We start from the raw sequence: 16995 nt of genomic DNA, 5'->3' as shown, positions 1-16995 counted from the left end.
ATAGATACCCGTGACCTTAATTCTCCCAGGCGATCGCCAACGCCATGAAGCTTACGGAAGATTAGAAAACCTGAAAATTAGTTACTTTCATTTTTGCGACGTAGGATAAATCGAGAGGCGCTGGGGAAACCAAAGAATCACACCACATAAACCAGCTAAACCGAGGGCAGCAGCGATCGCCACTAGGGGAATAATTCCCTGACTCCAATTTTTGACAGCGATCGCCACCCAAGCCCAGACAAATACACCGCCATAGACGACATCTCGATGTTTCATTGTCACGGCGATCGCCAAGAGAATCCCCACAATCAACAAACTAACTGTCCAGAAGGCTGCCCCTAAGCCCCAGCCCTGCCAGCCCAGGTAATCTAAAACGCAGGCCCCGTTCACGATCGTCGCCACCGTAATCCAAGCACAATAAAGCGAGACCGGCATTTGCATAAACCACTTCACTTTTTTGGGCAATGGCTTGGGCCCACTCGCAAACCGTTGATAGAGCAAGACCAAAGGCAATAACACGAGGGCAATTAACCCCAAAGACAAGACAAAGCGCTGATATTGAAAGGCAATAACCCACAAAATTTGCGCCAAGCTACTCCAAGCGAGGGCATAACCCAATTTGCGAGCGTGGGGTTTTTGTTTCTGACTAGGTAAAGCTTGGTAAATGGCCAGGGAAATCAAACCGAGATAGATCAAGCCCCAAATAGAAAAGGCATAACCGGCAGGCACAATGGGCACTGCGGCAAAGTATTGGTCAGAAATCTCAGCAATGGTTAAACCGTCCAGGGGCTTAATATTTGCCAAGATATTAGTCACAAAGGCCGCGGCGATCGCCACAAGATTTAGGGACTGGCGGCGGGTATCACGGTCGAAATTTAACATGGAATCTATAATCGTCAGTCTCAACAATTGAACTTCACTCTGATCGTAAACAATTTTTACGCGAGGTTGGCTATTTCTAAACTATATTCCCCATGATTTATTTCTAAAACTAAATCATCGATTGTCTAAATTATTACTACCAAAAAAATTACAACAACTAAAAAATTGGGATTTTTTCTATTTTTAGAATATTATTTTTGATTGATAATTTCACTAAACTTTTTTCAGAAACAAACAAGAGAAAATATTTATCACATATCCGATAACATTGATATTTTTTGGGGGTGGTCAATATATTAGTTTACAAATCCATTAAAAAAATGCTAGCTTATAGGCCAACTGAGTAAGTCAGCTTAGTTCAAGGTTACGAAGCCTTGAAGCGGGGGAACCACCCGTCAACCCAACCGGGAAGACACAGGGGCTTATTTTCTGAGATATGCAGAAAAGGGACATCTTCCAGTCCTAGCCCGTCAGCTAACCTCGTCAGCATCGGAAGAAGACTGAAGTGCGGCGATCGCACCGTAAATCAGAATTCCCAGACAACGACTGTCAGTTACCAATCACTTCCCTCTATTTATTGAAAAAGGGTAGGTAATTTTGCATGGTTTTATTATCAAGTTTGGCCCGTGGGGTCAGAAAGTTTTTGGTACCACCTTTTTGGCAAGGGAGTCTCCAGAAAGAAGTTTGGCTACCCCTCTATGGTTTTGGGGGATTGTTACTGCTCTGGTGGGCGATCGCCTTAGTGCGGGGCGAAATGATGCCGACGCCCCTAGAAGCATTGGTCAACAACCTAGATTTTATTCTGCATCCCTTTTATCGGCGCGGCCCTGGGGATTTGGGTTTAGGTTGGTTGCTTCTGGCCAGTTTGCGCCGGGTGATTATTGGTTTTATTTTGGGGGCTTTGGTGGCGATCCCGGTGGGAATCTGGATTGGCCTCTCCCGTAATGCCTGGCTCGCAATTAATCCAATTATTCAAATTCTCAAACCTGTATCGCCCTTAGTTTGGCTACCGATCGCCTTGTCGATTTTTAATGGGGCAGAACCCTCGGCGATTTTTGTCATTTTTATCACCTCCCTCTGGTCAACGATCATCAACACCGCAGAAGGTGTGGCCCAGGTACCGAGGGATTATCTCGAAGTCGCGCGAATGTTAGAAATGCCCCGCTGGAAACAACTATGGCGGGTTATTTTGCCAGCGAGTTTACCCTACATTTTCACAGGTCTGCGGATCAGCATGGGAGTCGCTTGGTTGGTCATTGTCGCGGTGGAAATGCTTACCGGAGGCATTGGTATCGGTTTTTTTGTGTGGGACGAATGGAATCGTCTGAATGTGAGTTCGGTATTTTTGGCGGTATTTGTCATCGGCATCACAGGCTTGATCCTAGATTCGGCCCTCGCATATCTACAAACGGCGATTACCCATCGTCCGGCCCAGCATTAGGAGCATCACTGCAATGAATAAAATAAGTAGACGCTCCTTTGTGTTTGGGATGGGGGCAACGGCTTCGGCATTAGTTTATGGTGCTTGTACTGCCCCAACGGATAAAAAGATTCAGGGTCGTTTACCCCACGCTTTAGCGGTTGAGCCCTTGGTACGGCCAGAAAGTTTGGAAAAACCGAATTTAACGGTGGGCTTTGTGCCAGTGAATGATTGTGCGCCCTTGGCGATCGCCTACAGAAAAGGTTTTTTCCAGAAATACGGTTTGAATGTCCAACTCAGTCGCGAAGCCAGTTGGGCCAATGCCCGTGATGGACTGATCTTCGGTCGATTGGATGCGTCGCCGGTGGTTTCTGGGGCTGTGACCAATGCGCGAATTGGTGCCGAAGGAGCTAGGGCTTTTCCGTTGGTGGCAGCGATGACCCTCCACCGCCATGGCAATGCTTTAACCATGAACCGACAGCTTTGGGAGGCTGGCATAAAACCATGGCCAGATTACCAAGGTGATTTAGCTAAATTTGGCCGAGATCTCCGCAGTTTTTGGCAAAAATCTCCCCTTGATGACCGCGCTTGGGGGATTCCCCTAAGTTCTTCGATTTATGAATATTTTGCCCGTTATTTAGTCGCCGCCATTGGCCTTGATCCGATGCGGGAATTGCGATTAGTCATTACGCCGCCGCCCCAGATGGTGAGCAATATGCGGATCGGGGCGATGCAAGCCTACATGGTGGCAGAACCTTGGAATACTAGGGCGATCGCCAAAAATGAAGGCATTGGGTTTACGTTCATCCAAGGGCGAGATGTGTGGCGGGGCCATCCGGATCGGGTGCTGGCGGTGGCAGAATCTTTCATTGAACAATACCCCAAAACCTACCGCTCCCTCGTCAAAGCCTTAATCGAAGCCTGTCAGTATTGTGGCGACCCCAATCATCGGCAAGAAGTGGCAAGCATTATTGCTGAACGGGCCTTTACAGGGGCCAACGTGAACTATACTCGTCCGGCCATTGTCGGGGATTACGACTATGGCGGTTTTGATGCCCAGCAACGGCTAGAGAGCAGTTTAGATACGACGACCTTTTTTGAGCTGCACCCCGAAACTTCGACAATTCCCCATGATCACTCCACATTTCTCTGGCAGTCCCAGGGGATTTGGTTAATGACCCAAGCAGCCCGCTGGGGCCAAATTGAAACATTGCCAACCGATCTAGAGGCGATCGCCAAGCGAGCCTGGCGCACCGATCTTTACCGGGACATTGCCGTCGAAATGGGGATTACCAGTCCCAGCGAAGATTACAAGGTAGAACCAGCCACTGCCTTTATCGACCAAAAAGCCTTCGACCCAAGCGACCCAGTCGGTTACCTCAATAGTTTTGAACTGCGGGCCAACCGTCCCCAAATCTATCCCGTCAGTTAAACCCCCATTACAAAATTAGCATCCCAAATCTATGACTAGACCCCAATCTTTCCCCTCCCCTGCCGCCATGGAATCTCCCAACGATACTTTTCTAGCCATTGAGCATATTCACAAACAATATCCCAAGGCCGATGGGAGTCAGTTTGTTGTCCTCGAAGATATCAACCTCACCATTGGTGCCCAGGAATATGTTTCTGTCATTGGCCATTCTGGTTGCGGTAAATCGACCCTGCTGCGGATCGTTGCGGGTTTAGAAAAACCCAGCGCTGGCCATGTCACCCTAGAGGGCAAACTGATTCGCCGCCCCGGTGCTGACCGGATGATGGTCTTCCAGGGCTACGCGCTCTTACCCTGGTTAACGGTCCGGGACAATATCCGCCTAGCTGTGGATGAAGTTCACAAGCATCTTTCTAAAGGCGATCGCCGCCACCTTGTTAACGAACATATCCACATGGTCAATCTCACCGCCGCCGCCGACAAATATCCCCACGAACTTTCTGGCGGGATGAAACAGCGGGTAGGGGTTGCGAGAGCTTTAGCGACTCGGCCAAAAATGCTCCTCCTCGATGAACCCTTTGGTGCCCTCGATGCCCTGACCCGACCGAAACTGCAAACCCAAGTCCTCGACATTTGGGAAAACCACCGCCAGGCCGTGATGATGATTACCCATGACGTTGACGAAGCCCTGTTTATGTCTGACAAAATCGTGATGCTGACCAATGGCCCCCAGGCTACAATTGGGCAAGTTTTAACGGTGGATCTCCCTCGACCCCGACATATCCACGAACTGCGGGAAACTCAGAAATACTATGATCTGCGCAATGAGGCCCTGGATTTTCTCGAACGCTATCAGTAAATAAGCCGTTTTTTGGCTCGCCCAGTCAGCATGAAAAAACTTTCTGAAAAACTACACCACTATTTTTTTGAGGAGGAACGTCCGGAGAAGGTGAGCCTAGCCAATGTTTTTGCCCTCACCGAGGAAAGATTATTTGGTTTTCCCCTGGCGCTCATTGCTTTTTTGAGTATTTTTGCAATTCCTGGCACCTCCTTTATTTTTGGCATGGCGATGCTGTCGATCACCCTGCAACTATGTCTGGGGCAGTCTAAACCTTGGGTGCCCCGCAAAGTTCTCCAAACGTCTTTTTCCCTACCGCAAATTCAGCGGTTTATGGGTTATCTGATTCCCTGGTTAAAAAGGGTCGAGAAAATCACAAAACCCCGTCTGACGCCCATTTGTCACAGTCTGCCGGGACGAATTATTTTGGGAATTGTTTTGTCGGCCATGGCCCTATTGGTGGTTTTACCGATTCCGGGGGCGAATACGGTGCCGGCGATCGCCATTTTTTTTGCGGCCCTCGGCCTCCAGGAAAATGATGGGGTTTTGAGCTTGATCGGCATGGCGATCGCCTTGGTTTTTATGGGGGTCATTATTGGTCTGCTGTGGACGGGGAGCAATATTTTTCAAGTCATTTTTCAATAAAAATAAAGCTGCCCCTGGTATCAGTCCCAGCGAGGCGCAAAAAAGCGTTTCCACAATTCATCAAAACCCAAAATCAGAGGCGGGCAAACAATCAATGTAAGCCATTGCCAAGGTTCGAGGGGAGCGGTGAAAAAAATCTCCTGGAAAAAAGCACTTTTCGTAATCAAAATCACCAAGATCCACTCAGTAGCAATACCTACCCAAATTAATGGATTGGAAAAAATCCCAGGCGAAAAATCGAGATATTTTCAGAACGACAGGCAAACACATTTCCATCTTGGCAAGCGACAATCACGGCAAGGGTCATGGTAGTAGCTTGGGCATAGATGGCAGTGGTAGCCGCATCAGCGCTGTGCTGCAAAAGGTTAGGGGTAATGGCCTGGAGCTCCGCCAGACTATAGCCATGGCCCCACCAGACAATAAAAAAGCCCACCATACCTAAAGCCGCTTCAATGAGACCCAAAAAACAGTAGGCGCGCACAAGGAGCGATCGCCCCAGGAGATTTTGGGATTTCTTACGGGGGGGTTGGGTCATAATGCCCACTTCTGCTGCTTCGGTGCCCAATGCCAAAGCCGGGATCATATCCGTGCCCAAATCCACCGCTAAAATTTGCATAATGACCAAAGCTGGGGGAATTTTGAGGGCCACCATCAACAGAAAAGGCACCACCTCCGCGACATTAGAAGCCAAGATATAGGTGATAAATTTGCGGATATTTTGGTAAACGGCGCGGCCCTGTTCTACAGCGCTAATGATCGTCGCAAAGTTGTCATCGGTAAGGACGATATCCGCCGCTTCCCTGGCGACATCGGTACCATTTAACCCCATGGCAATGCCAATGTGGGCCGCCCGTAAAGCCGGAGCATCATTCACCCCATCCCCCGTCACTGCAACCACTTCCCCAATGTCTTTATAGGCTTGCACCAGGCGCAATTTTTGTTCGGGAGACATCCGCGCAAACACGAGGCCCGAACGATATTTCAGGATTTGCCGCAGTTGAGCATCAGACAGATGGCCCATGCCTTCTCCGGTGACGACCCGGACTTGCTGATTAACAATGCCAATTTGTTGGGCGATCGCCTGGGCCGTGAGGCCATAGTCCCCCGTCACCATCGTCACCTTAATGCCAGCGGTATGACATTGGGCGATCGCCTGCTTCACCTCTGGCCGGGGCGGATCAAACATCGCAATCAAACCAATAAAAATTAAATCCCGCTCAAGATCCTGGGCGCGCAGATTAACCAAATCCCGTTGTCCCCGTCGCGCCGCCACCCCCAACACCCGAAACCCCTGGGCTGCAAGGCGATCATTGGCTTGTACCACTTCTTCCCACTGTTCATGGCCCAAAGTTTGGATCGCCCCATTGCGCAACACCGCCTGACAATGGCGCAACACCTCTAGCGGTGCCCCTTTTGTAAAGGCCATACAGGGCAGTTCGCTCTGCCAAATATCTGACTCCTGCCAATCTAAGACCACAGTCATCAGTCGCCGGCGAGAATCAAAGGGAATTTCCCGTAACCGGGGATATTGTTGTTGTAAGTGTTCAATATTTAAGCCGGCCTTAACCGCGACAACAATCAGCGCAGCTTCGGTGGGATCGCCTATTTCCTGCCAGCGGCTCGGTGTGTCGAGGTGGATGAGCTGGGCATTAGAACAAAGGGCAGCCCCCGTCAATAACAGGTCAATTTTCCAGCGGGCGGTGAAGTCTCCGGCTAAATTCACGGTGCCCGATCCAGGGTCATAACCAGCACCAGTGACTTCAATTAAAAAGGGTTGAATTTCTCCGGGTTGGCCGTGATTAGGGGTTTGTAGAGGCGGTTGAACAGGCAATTCTGCTTCGGTTAACCAGGGCAACCAGAGGTAATGGACGGTCATTTCATTTTTCGTGAGGGTGCCCGTTTTATCCGTGCAGATCACCGTGGTGGCGCTGAGGGTTTCCACCGCAGAAAGACGGCGCACCAGGGCATTTTTGCGCACCATCCGCCGGACACCCATGGCAAGGGCGAGGGTAACAGTCGGCAGCAATCCTTCTGGCACGAGGGCAACGATAATGCCAATGGCAAAGACGAAACTTTCCCGCAGTTCCATCCCCACTAAAAATTCCGTCAACAGAAAAACAATCACGCCCATCGTCAAGGCGATCGCCGTAATAACGCGGACAATCTTACCCACCTGAATTTCGAGGCTACTGGGTTCCCGTTTCACATTGGTTGTTAGATGGGCCACATGACCAAATTCCGTTTGGGCACCGGTGCCATAGACCACCGCCACCCCCCGCCCCGACGAAACTGTCGCCCCCGCCAAGAGTAAATTGGCAATTTCTGCAGGATTTGTTTTTTCTCGGGTGGGTTGTTCTCCCCGGCGGAGGGGCTGGCCATCACGCACGGACGCCGTTTCTCGCACCCGTACCGGATAGGCATTCCGCGCCACAGGCAAAGATTCCCCCGTCATCACCGAAAGATCCAGATATAAACTTTCTGAAGCGACCAACCGCGCATCCGCAGAAAGGCGATCGCCTTCTTCCAGTTGCATCACATCTCCCGGTACCAGTTCCACCGCCGGAATCGATTGGAGCGCACCATCTCGGTACACTTTCACCTGTGCGGGCAACACCTTTTTCAAAGCTGCTAGGGATTTTTCCGCCTGGAATTCCTGCCAAAAGCTAAAAATGCCATTCACCCAGATCACGGCCCAAATCGCCCAACCCAGTTCCGGCGTCCCCGATACAAATGCCAAAATTCCCGCTACCCAGAGTAACAGGGCCATAAAGTGAGTGACTTGATCTAAAAAACGCAACCATAGGGGTCGTTGGGGCGGTTCCGGTAGCGCATTTGGCCCAAACTTTTCTAAACGTTGCTGCGCTACTTGGGCCGATAAGCCGTCAGGTTGAGATTCCAGGACAGCATAAACATCTTCCGGAACAAATGTCCAAATATGATTTGGTTCCATCACTGTGACCCATCACAACACATAATTCATTTGATGCTGTCACAACCCACGCCAAAACAAACCAATCTCCCCAATAAGGATCAACGATTCTTTACATCATCATCTACTGGCATGACTTGCTCACATCACAGCATAAACATTGCAGTTGCCATAGCCACAATCCCAGAAAAAATTCACGATGCAGTACCCGAAAGCATTTTTTGAACCAATTTTAGATAAGTTTTAGTTATTATTTTGCCCAGAAAGACTCAACCCCAGCTTATTTACATGTCATGGTCTTAGGACTATATTAAATCTCACATTCATAGTCGAAAGACTATCAATAGGCCAAGTTTAAGGGCAATGTCCTTGGGGATTCTGCCCTTTCTCTCTCGCAGTTTCCCGTCACTGATCCTTCGATCAATCGAGTACAGTACCTAGTCAAAGTAAACACAAATATATGAATCAATACAGTCGTCGTAAATTTTTGATCATCACTGGCATGGCAGCTTACCCATATTTTCTTTGTAGTAATTAGAGTTTTAGCACAGAAACAATTGGAACTTTCTTGGGCATTTTAAACAGTTTTATATTTATCGAGGAGGAATCTACTGTTATGAGACAACAGCAACTTTTTTGGCTGACTACTTTGATCGTTGGGGGCAATATTTTTCAGGCTGCTCCGCCACTACAGGCCCAGGAAATTAATTCGGAAACATCGCTGAGTTCACCAACACTACAGGAGACTCGTTATCTAGCCTCGGCCTCCATGGGACAAATGGCCTCAGTATCGAGATTACGGGACGTGAAGCCGACGGATTGGGCCTATGAAGCCCTACAAAGTCTAGTGGAACGGTATGGTTGCATTGTTGGTTATCCGGATCAAACATTCCGTGGCGATCGCCCCCTGAGCCGTTATGAATTTGCCGCCGGACTAAATGCTTGCCTCAATACCCTAGAACGGCAGATTCAAGGTAATAATGCCGATGTATCCTCTAGCGATCTCGCGACCCTCCGGCGATTGACCAACGAGTTTCAGGCAGAATTAGCTACCCTCGGCGCAAGGGTTGATGATCTCGAAGCCCGCACCAGTGAACTCGAAAACCAACAATTTTCAACGACCACAAAACTGAATGGGGAAGCTATTTTCTCTATCAGTGGGGCAACGGGTGGCGAACCAGAGGGCAACGATGCTCAGATTACCTTTAATAATCGTCTGCGGCTGAATTTGACCACCAGTTTTACCGGCAAAGATGCTCTAATCACCGGTTTGCAAGCCTATAATTTCACGGCAAGTAAAGGCATTACAGGTACCGGTAGCGTCGCTGAAACCCTCTTCCCGAATGATGCCTCTATTCTCGGAGAAGGAATGACTAGCCTCGCTTGGGAACCGCAATTTGCTGGGTTTAATCCGCAAAATCTTGAACCCAGTTGCGGTAACAACAGCCTTTGTCTGTACAAGTTGCTCTACATTGCGCCAATCACAGATAAGTTGACGGCATTTATCGGCCCGAAGGCGGAAGTCACCGATGCATTTCCGGCAATTCTTCCCTTTGCCAGTGAGGGCCAAGGAGCACTTTCTCGGTTTGCAACTTTAAATCCGGTGTTGCGGATGTCTGGCGGCACAAGTGGCACGGGACTTGCTTCCGCAGCGGGCTTTATCTATAAACCCAATGATGTCATCGATTGGCGGGCACTCTATGGATCCGTCAATGCGGCAATCCCTGGTAATGAAGGTTTTCCGGGGACACCGTTGGGGGCTGGCTTGTTCAATGGCAGTTTTATCGCTGCGACACAACTGACCCTTTACCCCAATGACAAACTTGATTTGGGTTTGAACTATGCCTATAGCTACCACCAGATCAACATTGCAGGTACGAGTTTAACGGGGGCTGAGACACGAATTTTGGGAGATTTGCCGCTGACCACCCCGGTGCAATTTAACTCCTTTGGGGCAACGGTGAATTGGCGTGTTAGTCCGAAGGTTAATCTGACGGGTTATGGGGCATACATTATGACGGATCAAGCGGGGAGTGGCTCTGCCTATACGAATCTGAGCAGTTGGATGGCGGGGCTATATTTTCCAGATGCCTTTGCTAAGGGGAACGCGGCAGGGATTTTGTTTGGTCAACCGCTCTATCGGGTGGATGCAGGCAATGGGGCGAGTTTAAGTCCGGCAAATATTGGCGATCGCCAAACCCCCTACCAATTGGAAGCCTTTTATCGCCATCAAATCAATGATCACATCAGCATTACACCAGGGGCATTTGTAATTTTCAATCCGGAAGGGGATGCCCAAAATGAGACAACCAGCGTCTTTGCTTTGCGTACGACTTATACCTTCTAGAACTAATTGATCACCATTTTGCTTGGTAAAAACTTATGAGTGTTTTTGTTGCGGCTGATAGTATTGACAAGGTGTTTCCCTTGTCGGGGGGTGATGAATATATGGCCCTCAAGGGGATTGATCTCGAAATTAAAAAAGGGGAATTTATTTCCCTAATCGGTCACTCTGGTTGTGGGAAATCAACGCTCTTGAATATGATTGCGGGTTTAGATTTACCCACGGAAGGGATTGTTACCCTCGAAGGACAACGGGTGAAGCAACCGGGCCCGGATAAAATGGTAATCTTTCAGAACTATTCACTGCTGCCTTGGTTGACGGTATATCAAAATATTGCTCTGGCTGTCGGTGAGGTGATGAAGGGAGTTTCGGCCCAGGAACGACGCGCCCTCGTCGAGGAACACATTTATCTGGTCGGCCTGCGCCATGCTGTGGATAAATTACCAAAAGAATTGTCTGGGGGAATGAAACAGCGGGTGTCCATCTCGCGAGCCTTAGCAATTCCTCCTGAAGTCTTGATTCTCGATGAACCCTTCGGCGCGTTAGATGCGATCACCAAAGAAGAATTACAAGAGGAGTTGCTGCAAATTTGGAACGACCACCGTTGCACCGTCTTGATGATTACCCACGACATCGACGAAGCCCTCTTTTTGTGCGATCGCCTTGTGATGATGACCAACGGCCCCCACGCCAAAATTGGTGAAATTCTGACCATTCCTTTCTCCCGTCCCCGCGATCGCGACCGAATTATGGAAGACCCCGAATATTACGAATTGCGGAATTACGCCCTCGACTTTCTCTACAATCGGTTTGCCCATGACGAAGCGGCGTAGTCATTCGTTTTTCAAAAGTTTCCTCCATCGAGCTGTATCTGTTTTAATCTAGACAATTAGGACAGATTTTTTTCTTTTTAAAATTATCAAGCCATAAAAAACGATAGATAATTAATCTATCGCATCTCGTGGATTTTTTGAATGAGTAAATCGAACTAACAATGACTAATCTAATCGATTCCGATAGGCATCGTGAGTGCTGAATTGATTTCAGAATTCGTTGGTTTAGTAGTAACCTCTGGCATAATTTCTTTAAACATTAATCCCGATAGGAGTCCGAAAGTAATCCCCAAACAGAGGAGCCAAACATGGGATGAATTGATGATACAAATCAAGCGTCGATCGCCACTATAAACCTGAAGAGACCAACCAGAGTTATTTTTTTCTTGTAGTGACTGTGGAAGCTTATGCATGATGGAAGAATTCTTGAACTGTTAATTAACAATAACGGTGGCCATCCTCATGGCAAACATCGGCTAAATAAGAAAGCGCCCGAAACCGTAAACCAATTAACTCTTCATAAAAGGAATTCAGCTTACACAAGGGGGGGATCTCAATTATTACTACACCAAAAAGATTTATCTTTCGTTCACAAGGACAGCAAGTAGGAATAACCCGGCAAATTAGACGTACTGTGATTGGATTACTAATTTCAATTTGACTGAGATGCTGACACACAGATTGCAGGGGATGATGTTTCATGACCTTAACTCAATGAACAGTTAAACAAATTGATTAACCTATGTAATCTCCTTCTAGAATAAACATAAAAATAAAAGATTGCTCCTGACGGGTTATATGGATATAAATTTTGTTTGATAACTTTTTCTTAACTTTTAAGCATGATAAATTCAGCCAATATAAAAGATCAGCTAAAATTAAGGAAGTATTTTATAAGATATTTGAATTAAATCCAGAAAGACCAAATCCCAAGTCCCATCTCAAGCTGTCACCTTAATATTTTTTACCTCCATGACTCATGTTTCAAACTTTAACCAAAAATAGTGCGGCGATCGCGTTCGTAATTTTAGGTTCCATAGCCGTTATTCCTGGGGCAAGTTCCCAAATTAGTGCTACTCCCTTATTACAAGCCGAAGATTTCCAGGGTTTGGTTTATTACCAAGACCCAAATACGAGGGGAATGCCCATTAATCGCCCTGGTATTTTCATCGGTCTGCCCCAGCAAGGGAGCAATCAAGGGGGTTGGTTGTTGGATATTCCGAGTAATGACGTGTTCGCGCCAAGTTCTTTGGGTGTCAATATTTTTCAATTTGAACAGCAATATTTTTTATTCTTTGATTCAATCTCTAATTTTGATGATGGCAGAGCTTACAATCGAATCTTAGATGCCATAGAAATTCCCGCTGAGGCAGTTCTATTGCGTTGTTCAGAAAGTATTAATGAAACATCAGAAACCATTGCGTTTTTAAATGCAGAAGAAAGAGCAATTGTTGAAGCACAATCTCCCAGTGCAATGGATGGAATTCTCGCTGAATTGCAAAACCCAACGATACTTTATTCAGTTGATTCTCGCCGTTTGTCCATTAAGGCTATTCCTGGGGAGGGTTTTACGTGTAGAAGTTTTTCTCTTATCTATACAACTCTTGAATAATTGACTCTTTTCTTTGATCTAAAAAGACATCTTCGTTCTCAGCAATAAAAAATTTTTTCCAGAAATTTAAACCAAAACTCCCCTCAATCTCCGGTAGCTTGGGGCATTTCAGCATCACTGTAGCTACCTTGAAGGCGATCGCCGCCCTAAAAAACAGCATTATCATAAGTTTTACTTATATTTTTCCTCGGAATACTAAGGCTGAACCTGTTTACATTTCATTGAATAATAGCTATACTAAATTTTAAGTCCATAGTTTAAATGCTATTGTCAAACTTATATCACCAACCCTAAAGGCAAAGTTCTATGGGGTTTTGCCTTTTCCCTCAAAATGCCCTTGTCCTCTAACGTCTCAGTCAATTACAGCATTACAAAAAGAAACTATGTACCAATACAAGCATTCTGATTTTTTGGTTATTGCGACCCTTGACTGAATGCCCGACTACGCCCCCGATGCTCGCCACAGTTACCTGACCCATGACAACCGGGTGTCGTCCATAGTTTTTTACAAGTTTCCTCCATCAAGCTATATTCGTCCCGATCTAGGCAATTGGGGCGAATTTTTTTTTGCGCTTAAGGCAGAATCCAAAGGCAAACAATAGCAGTTAATCTATTTTATTGCGTGGGCTCTTTGCACTGTACCAACCTAAAATATAGTGTTTAATTTTATAAATTCCAATAATATTGTGACTGTTAATTTAATTTTTTGAATTCGTCACTAAGCTGACTATCCCTAGAATAATTTCTGACAGAATTAATCCTGATTAAAGCTTGGCGATCAGGCCCACAATTCAAAGCAGCTTGTAAGACTAAGTTGACTTGGTTTTCACCACAGTAGATAGGCGGGTGCGTTAAACTCTAAACGTAATAATTTTACGGCAAAAATTAGGAGATTATATCGATGGCCCAGGCAATTTGGAATGGTGCAGTGGTGGCAGAAAGCGATCGCTACGAGGTGGTAGAAGGCAACTATTATTTTCCCCCCGATGCCATTAAAACAGAGTATTTTAAGCCGAGTAACACCCACACCACTTGTTCTTGGAAGGGTCAGGCTAGCTATTACACCTTGTCCGTAGCCGGAGAAGAAAATAAGGATGCGGCTTGGTATTACCCAGAACCCAAGGAGAAAGCCGCAAATATTAAAGGTTATGTGGCGTTTTGGCGCGGCGTCAAAGTCGAGTCTTAGGATTTGAAGGGTTAAGGCGATCGCCAATGGGTTGTGGTTGTTTTGGTTGGTGATCCTTATGGGACACTAGAGGGTATGCCAAAGCAAAGTTACGGAAAAATTCCCCAGGGGCGATCGCACACGCTACTGTTTGGCTTGCTTGATTTTGCGAACGATGCCCTCGATGCAGATGAACGCCAACTAGACCGACTACGGACAACAATAAAAGTCCATTGGCAATCCCCCAGACGACTGGTGGTGCAGACAAAATTGCGCCATTTGCAAACTTTAACGGCACTCACTACTACGCCTTTAACCGTACCCCAATTGAAAACGGCCCTCAAGGATTTAGAAAGTTTTTTGGGGATTTTAGAGGATCACCGCACAACGATCCGAGGGTCTGATACTTGGCATTTTTCCTTAAATTTCTGGGGCGATCGCTGGGCGCGGGCAGAAAATATACAACAGTTTAATCAAACTTGGGCCGCGCGTCGCTTGGAGATATCCGAGAAGAAGCAAAATAATTTTCAGGAGAATTCTCAAACAGATCATGACCCAACTCACCCGGACTGGCAAAGCCTGTGTCGGCAAGCGCTGGATACCCACTTAACCAGTAATCCCCTAACGGCGGGGGATGGCATGGCCTTTGAATTAGCGGATTTGTACGTGCCCTTGGGAGTAACTGCCACCCATGCAGAGGAAGATTCCCCAAGCGATGATCCCCAGGATTTTTTGGCGCAATATCGCCATCTCTCCCATAATCGCCTGGCGATCATTGGGGAGCCAGGGGCCGGAAAAACAACTTTTTTGCAACAGTTGGCTCTGGCTTTGTCGGCAACCGAAGATCTACCCGTTTGGATCCCCCTGGCCGACGTGGGGGGGCGATCGCTAGAAAATTATTTGCTTGAAGTTTGGCTAAAGCAGCTTTTTAAGCAATTTACCATCGCGCCAAAAATCCAAACTGCATTTGCTGAACTGATTCAAAACAGACGGGTCTGGTTATTTTTAGATGCCCTTGATGAAATGGGGGACAATCTTAGCCAAGCGTCATTCAAACTCGACCGGGAACTCCAGGGCTGGTTAGGCAATGCTTCCGTCGTTTTGAGTTGTCGCAGTGCGGTGTGGGACACAGGGAAAAATGCCCTCACTGATTTTGTGATCCACCGTTGCCAGGGCTTTAGTGATGATGCCCAGCGCAAACAAGTGCAATGCTTTATCCAAAAATGGTTTCAAGGACAACCTCAACTCGGCGATCGCCTCTATGGTGAACTAAACCGCAGTATCCACAGTCGCATTCGTGGGGTTGCGCGCCAGCCGCTGTATTTGACCTTACTGTGTCGCACCTGGCAGCTCACCCAAGGCAAATTACCGGGGACAAAAGCCATTTTGTATCGCCAGTTTGTGGAGGCTTTCTATGACTGGAAACAGGATACTTTTCCCACGACCCAAGCCCAACGCCAACAACTGAATCAAATTTTGGGGCAGTGCGCTCTCAAGGTGCTTCAAAAAAATCCCGCAAAAGCTCGGTTTCGTCAGGCTGAAATTCAACCGTTTTTCGATGCCGTTGATCCTGATTTTTTTACCCTCGCGCTCCAATTGGGGTGGTTAAAGCGGGTCAGTCGCTCTGCAACAACGGGGGAAAATGTCTACGCTTTCCATCATTTAACGTTTCAAGAATACTTTGCGGCAACGGCGATCGCCCACTGGGAGATTTTTATTGACGAAGGCGGCGAATATCCGATATTTTCGTTGGGTTGGCAGGAAACGATTTTGCTGTGGCTGGGACGCGAAGAGATTGCCGCAGGCGAAAAAGAAAATTTTCTGCAAGCGCTTTTGCACTGGCAAGACCATTGTGGTGGTTTCTACGAAGTACGCGCCACCTGTTTTGTTGGCAAAGCTTTAGCTGAGTTTCCGGAATTTTCCCAAGGGCAAGCAGTGATCGATCAACTGGTGCAATGGCGCTTTGTCACCGCCCAGAGACAACCCAAGTTACCATCGCCCCTAGTTGAGGAGGCAGGCATTGCGCTCTCCAGAAGCGATCGCCAGCGGGTGGTGACTACCCTCGAGCAATTTTTAGTGACCCATCCCGATGCCTTTGACCGTTGGTTAGCAGCCCATAGCCTCGGCAAAAACCATGATTTCGGCAATCCAACGGCGATCGCCAACCTCGAAGATCTGCTGACGGAAACCGCAGATCCGAATTTTCAACTTAATCTCTGCCGTAGTTTAGGGGCCATCGTTCCCGATAATGCCCTAGTCATTGCCAGTCTTACCCGCCTGCTGGCAGCGGATCAAAAAGCAACCATCCGCCGTAAAGCCGCCCTGCGTCTCGGTAAACTCCAGCCCTATCATCCCCAGGCGATCGCCACTTTGTTAGAGCTTGCGGCAACGTCTCCCCAGGCGATCGCCACCCTCCGGGAAATTTGTCCGGATCATCCTTTCGTGCAAACAGATACTGTTAGTCAAACTCTGCCCACCCGACGGCGCACCGCAAAGCGGATCTCGGAGAGATCGCTCCAGCCTAAATCGTCCCGTGAACAGGCCCTGGCTAGCCAAAGTCTCTTAAAAAAATTGAGTCTAGAAACCAACCTCGATCAGCGCACCAGGCTAGTTGCTCGTCTCAGTGGTTATTTGCCTGACCACCCAGATCTGATTCCCAATCTGCTCACAGCCCTCCGCCAGGCTCGCCGAAAAAGTACCCTCAAGCTGGCTGTTGATACCCTCGGTCAGTTAGTTGAGCTGGAACAACTGCCCCTCGTTTTGCCCCAAGTAAAACACATTTATCAGACAGTAACCCCCAATTCCCCCAATCGACGCTACTGTTATAAATTGCTCTGGGACTGGTCAAAAATTTTGCCTTACGAAGTCTTTCAACGGGCTTGGTCATCTTGTTAAATT

The 16995-nt window shown here is 47.7% G+C and carries 11 protein-coding genes, 1 pseudogene and 1 riboswitch; of the genes and pseudogenes, 9 read left to right on the top strand and 3 right to left on the bottom strand.

The window, feature by feature from the left end; translation table 11 throughout:
* Positions 1-87 precede the first annotated feature (87 nt).
* Complete coding sequence (locus tag AACR41_RS02105) at positions 88-882, bottom strand: hypothetical protein (RefSeq protein ID WP_030008021.1); 795 nt, start codon at positions 880-882, stop codon at positions 88-90.
* 340 nt (positions 883-1222) lie between these two features.
* Positions 1223-1386: riboswitch (cyclic di-AMP (ydaO/yuaA leader) on the top strand.
* Between the two features lie 97 nt (positions 1387-1483).
* On the opposite strand from AACR41_RS02105, the gene ntrB reads away from it, so the two are divergent.
* Genes ntrB through AACR41_RS02085 form a run of 4 tightly spaced genes read left to right on the top strand, consistent with a single transcriptional unit; the run spans position 1484 to position 5214 of the window.
* On the top strand, positions 1484-2323 hold the full coding sequence (ntrB, locus tag AACR41_RS02100; RefSeq protein ID WP_030008020.1) for a nitrate ABC transporter permease: 840 nt from the start codon (positions 1484-1486) through the stop codon (positions 2321-2323).
* Positions 2324-2336: 13 nt separating this feature from the next.
* Positions 2337-3734: a CmpA/NrtA family ABC transporter substrate-binding protein gene (locus AACR41_RS02095; RefSeq protein ID WP_030008019.1), complete on the top strand. Its 1398-nt coding sequence runs from the start codon at positions 2337-2339 to the stop codon at positions 3732-3734.
* 31 nt (positions 3735-3765) lie between these two features.
* Entirely contained in the window at positions 3766-4590 is an 825-nt protein-coding gene (locus tag AACR41_RS02090) for an ABC transporter ATP-binding protein (RefSeq protein ID WP_012305491.1), read from the top strand.
* A gap of 30 nt (positions 4591-4620) precedes the next feature.
* Positions 4621-5214: an exopolysaccharide biosynthesis protein gene (locus AACR41_RS02085; protein ID WP_030008018.1), complete on the top strand. Its 594-nt coding sequence runs from the start codon at positions 4621-4623 to the stop codon at positions 5212-5214.
* Between the two features lie 20 nt (positions 5215-5234).
* On the opposite strand, the pseudogene AACR41_RS02080 reads toward AACR41_RS02085, so the two are convergent.
* Positions 5235-8164 (bottom strand): annotated as a pseudogene (locus tag AACR41_RS02080) (cation-translocating P-type ATPase).
* Between the two features lie 595 nt (positions 8165-8759).
* On the opposite strand from AACR41_RS02080, the gene AACR41_RS02075 reads away from it, so the two are divergent.
* Both AACR41_RS02075 and AACR41_RS02070 read left to right on the top strand, forming a co-directional pair.
* Positions 8760-10490, top strand: a complete 1731-nt coding sequence (locus tag AACR41_RS02075; RefSeq protein ID WP_030008017.1) for an iron uptake porin — start codon at positions 8760-8762, stop codon at positions 10488-10490.
* Positions 10491-10525: 35 nt separating this feature from the next.
* Positions 10526-11320: a nitrate ABC transporter ATP-binding protein gene (locus AACR41_RS02070; RefSeq protein WP_045442464.1), complete on the top strand. Its 795-nt coding sequence runs from the start codon at positions 10526-10528 to the stop codon at positions 11318-11320.
* 438 nt (positions 11321-11758) lie between these two features.
* Here the strand turns inward: AACR41_RS02070 and AACR41_RS02065 are convergent, their stop codons facing one another.
* Entirely contained in the window at positions 11759-12022 is a 264-nt protein-coding gene (locus AACR41_RS02065) for a Mo-dependent nitrogenase C-terminal domain-containing protein (protein WP_072008000.1), read from the bottom strand.
* A gap of 277 nt (positions 12023-12299) precedes the next feature.
* Between AACR41_RS02065 and AACR41_RS02060 the strand changes: the two genes are divergently transcribed.
* From AACR41_RS02060 to AACR41_RS02050, 3 genes are all read left to right on the top strand, one after another.
* Positions 12300-12932: a hypothetical protein gene (locus AACR41_RS02060; protein WP_030008015.1), complete on the top strand. Its 633-nt coding sequence runs from the start codon at positions 12300-12302 to the stop codon at positions 12930-12932.
* Positions 12933-13833: 901 nt separating this feature from the next.
* Positions 13834-14118, top strand: a complete 285-nt coding sequence (locus AACR41_RS02055; RefSeq protein ID WP_030008013.1) for a DUF427 domain-containing protein — start codon at positions 13834-13836, stop codon at positions 14116-14118.
* A 75-nt stretch (positions 14119-14193) separates the two neighbouring features.
* The gene (locus tag AACR41_RS02050) at positions 14194-16992 is read left to right on the top strand and encodes an NACHT domain-containing protein (RefSeq protein WP_030008012.1); all 2799 of its coding nucleotides are present in this window, start codon (positions 14194-14196) and stop codon (positions 16990-16992) included.
* Positions 16993-16995 lie beyond the last annotated feature (3 nt).

Source organism: Picosynechococcus sp. NKBG042902 (assembly GCF_963864045.1).
In the GTDB taxonomy this organism is placed as follows: Bacteria; Cyanobacteriota; Cyanobacteriia; order Cyanobacteriales; family MRBY01; genus MRBY01.
This window is presented reverse-complemented; position numbering and strand designations above follow the sequence as displayed.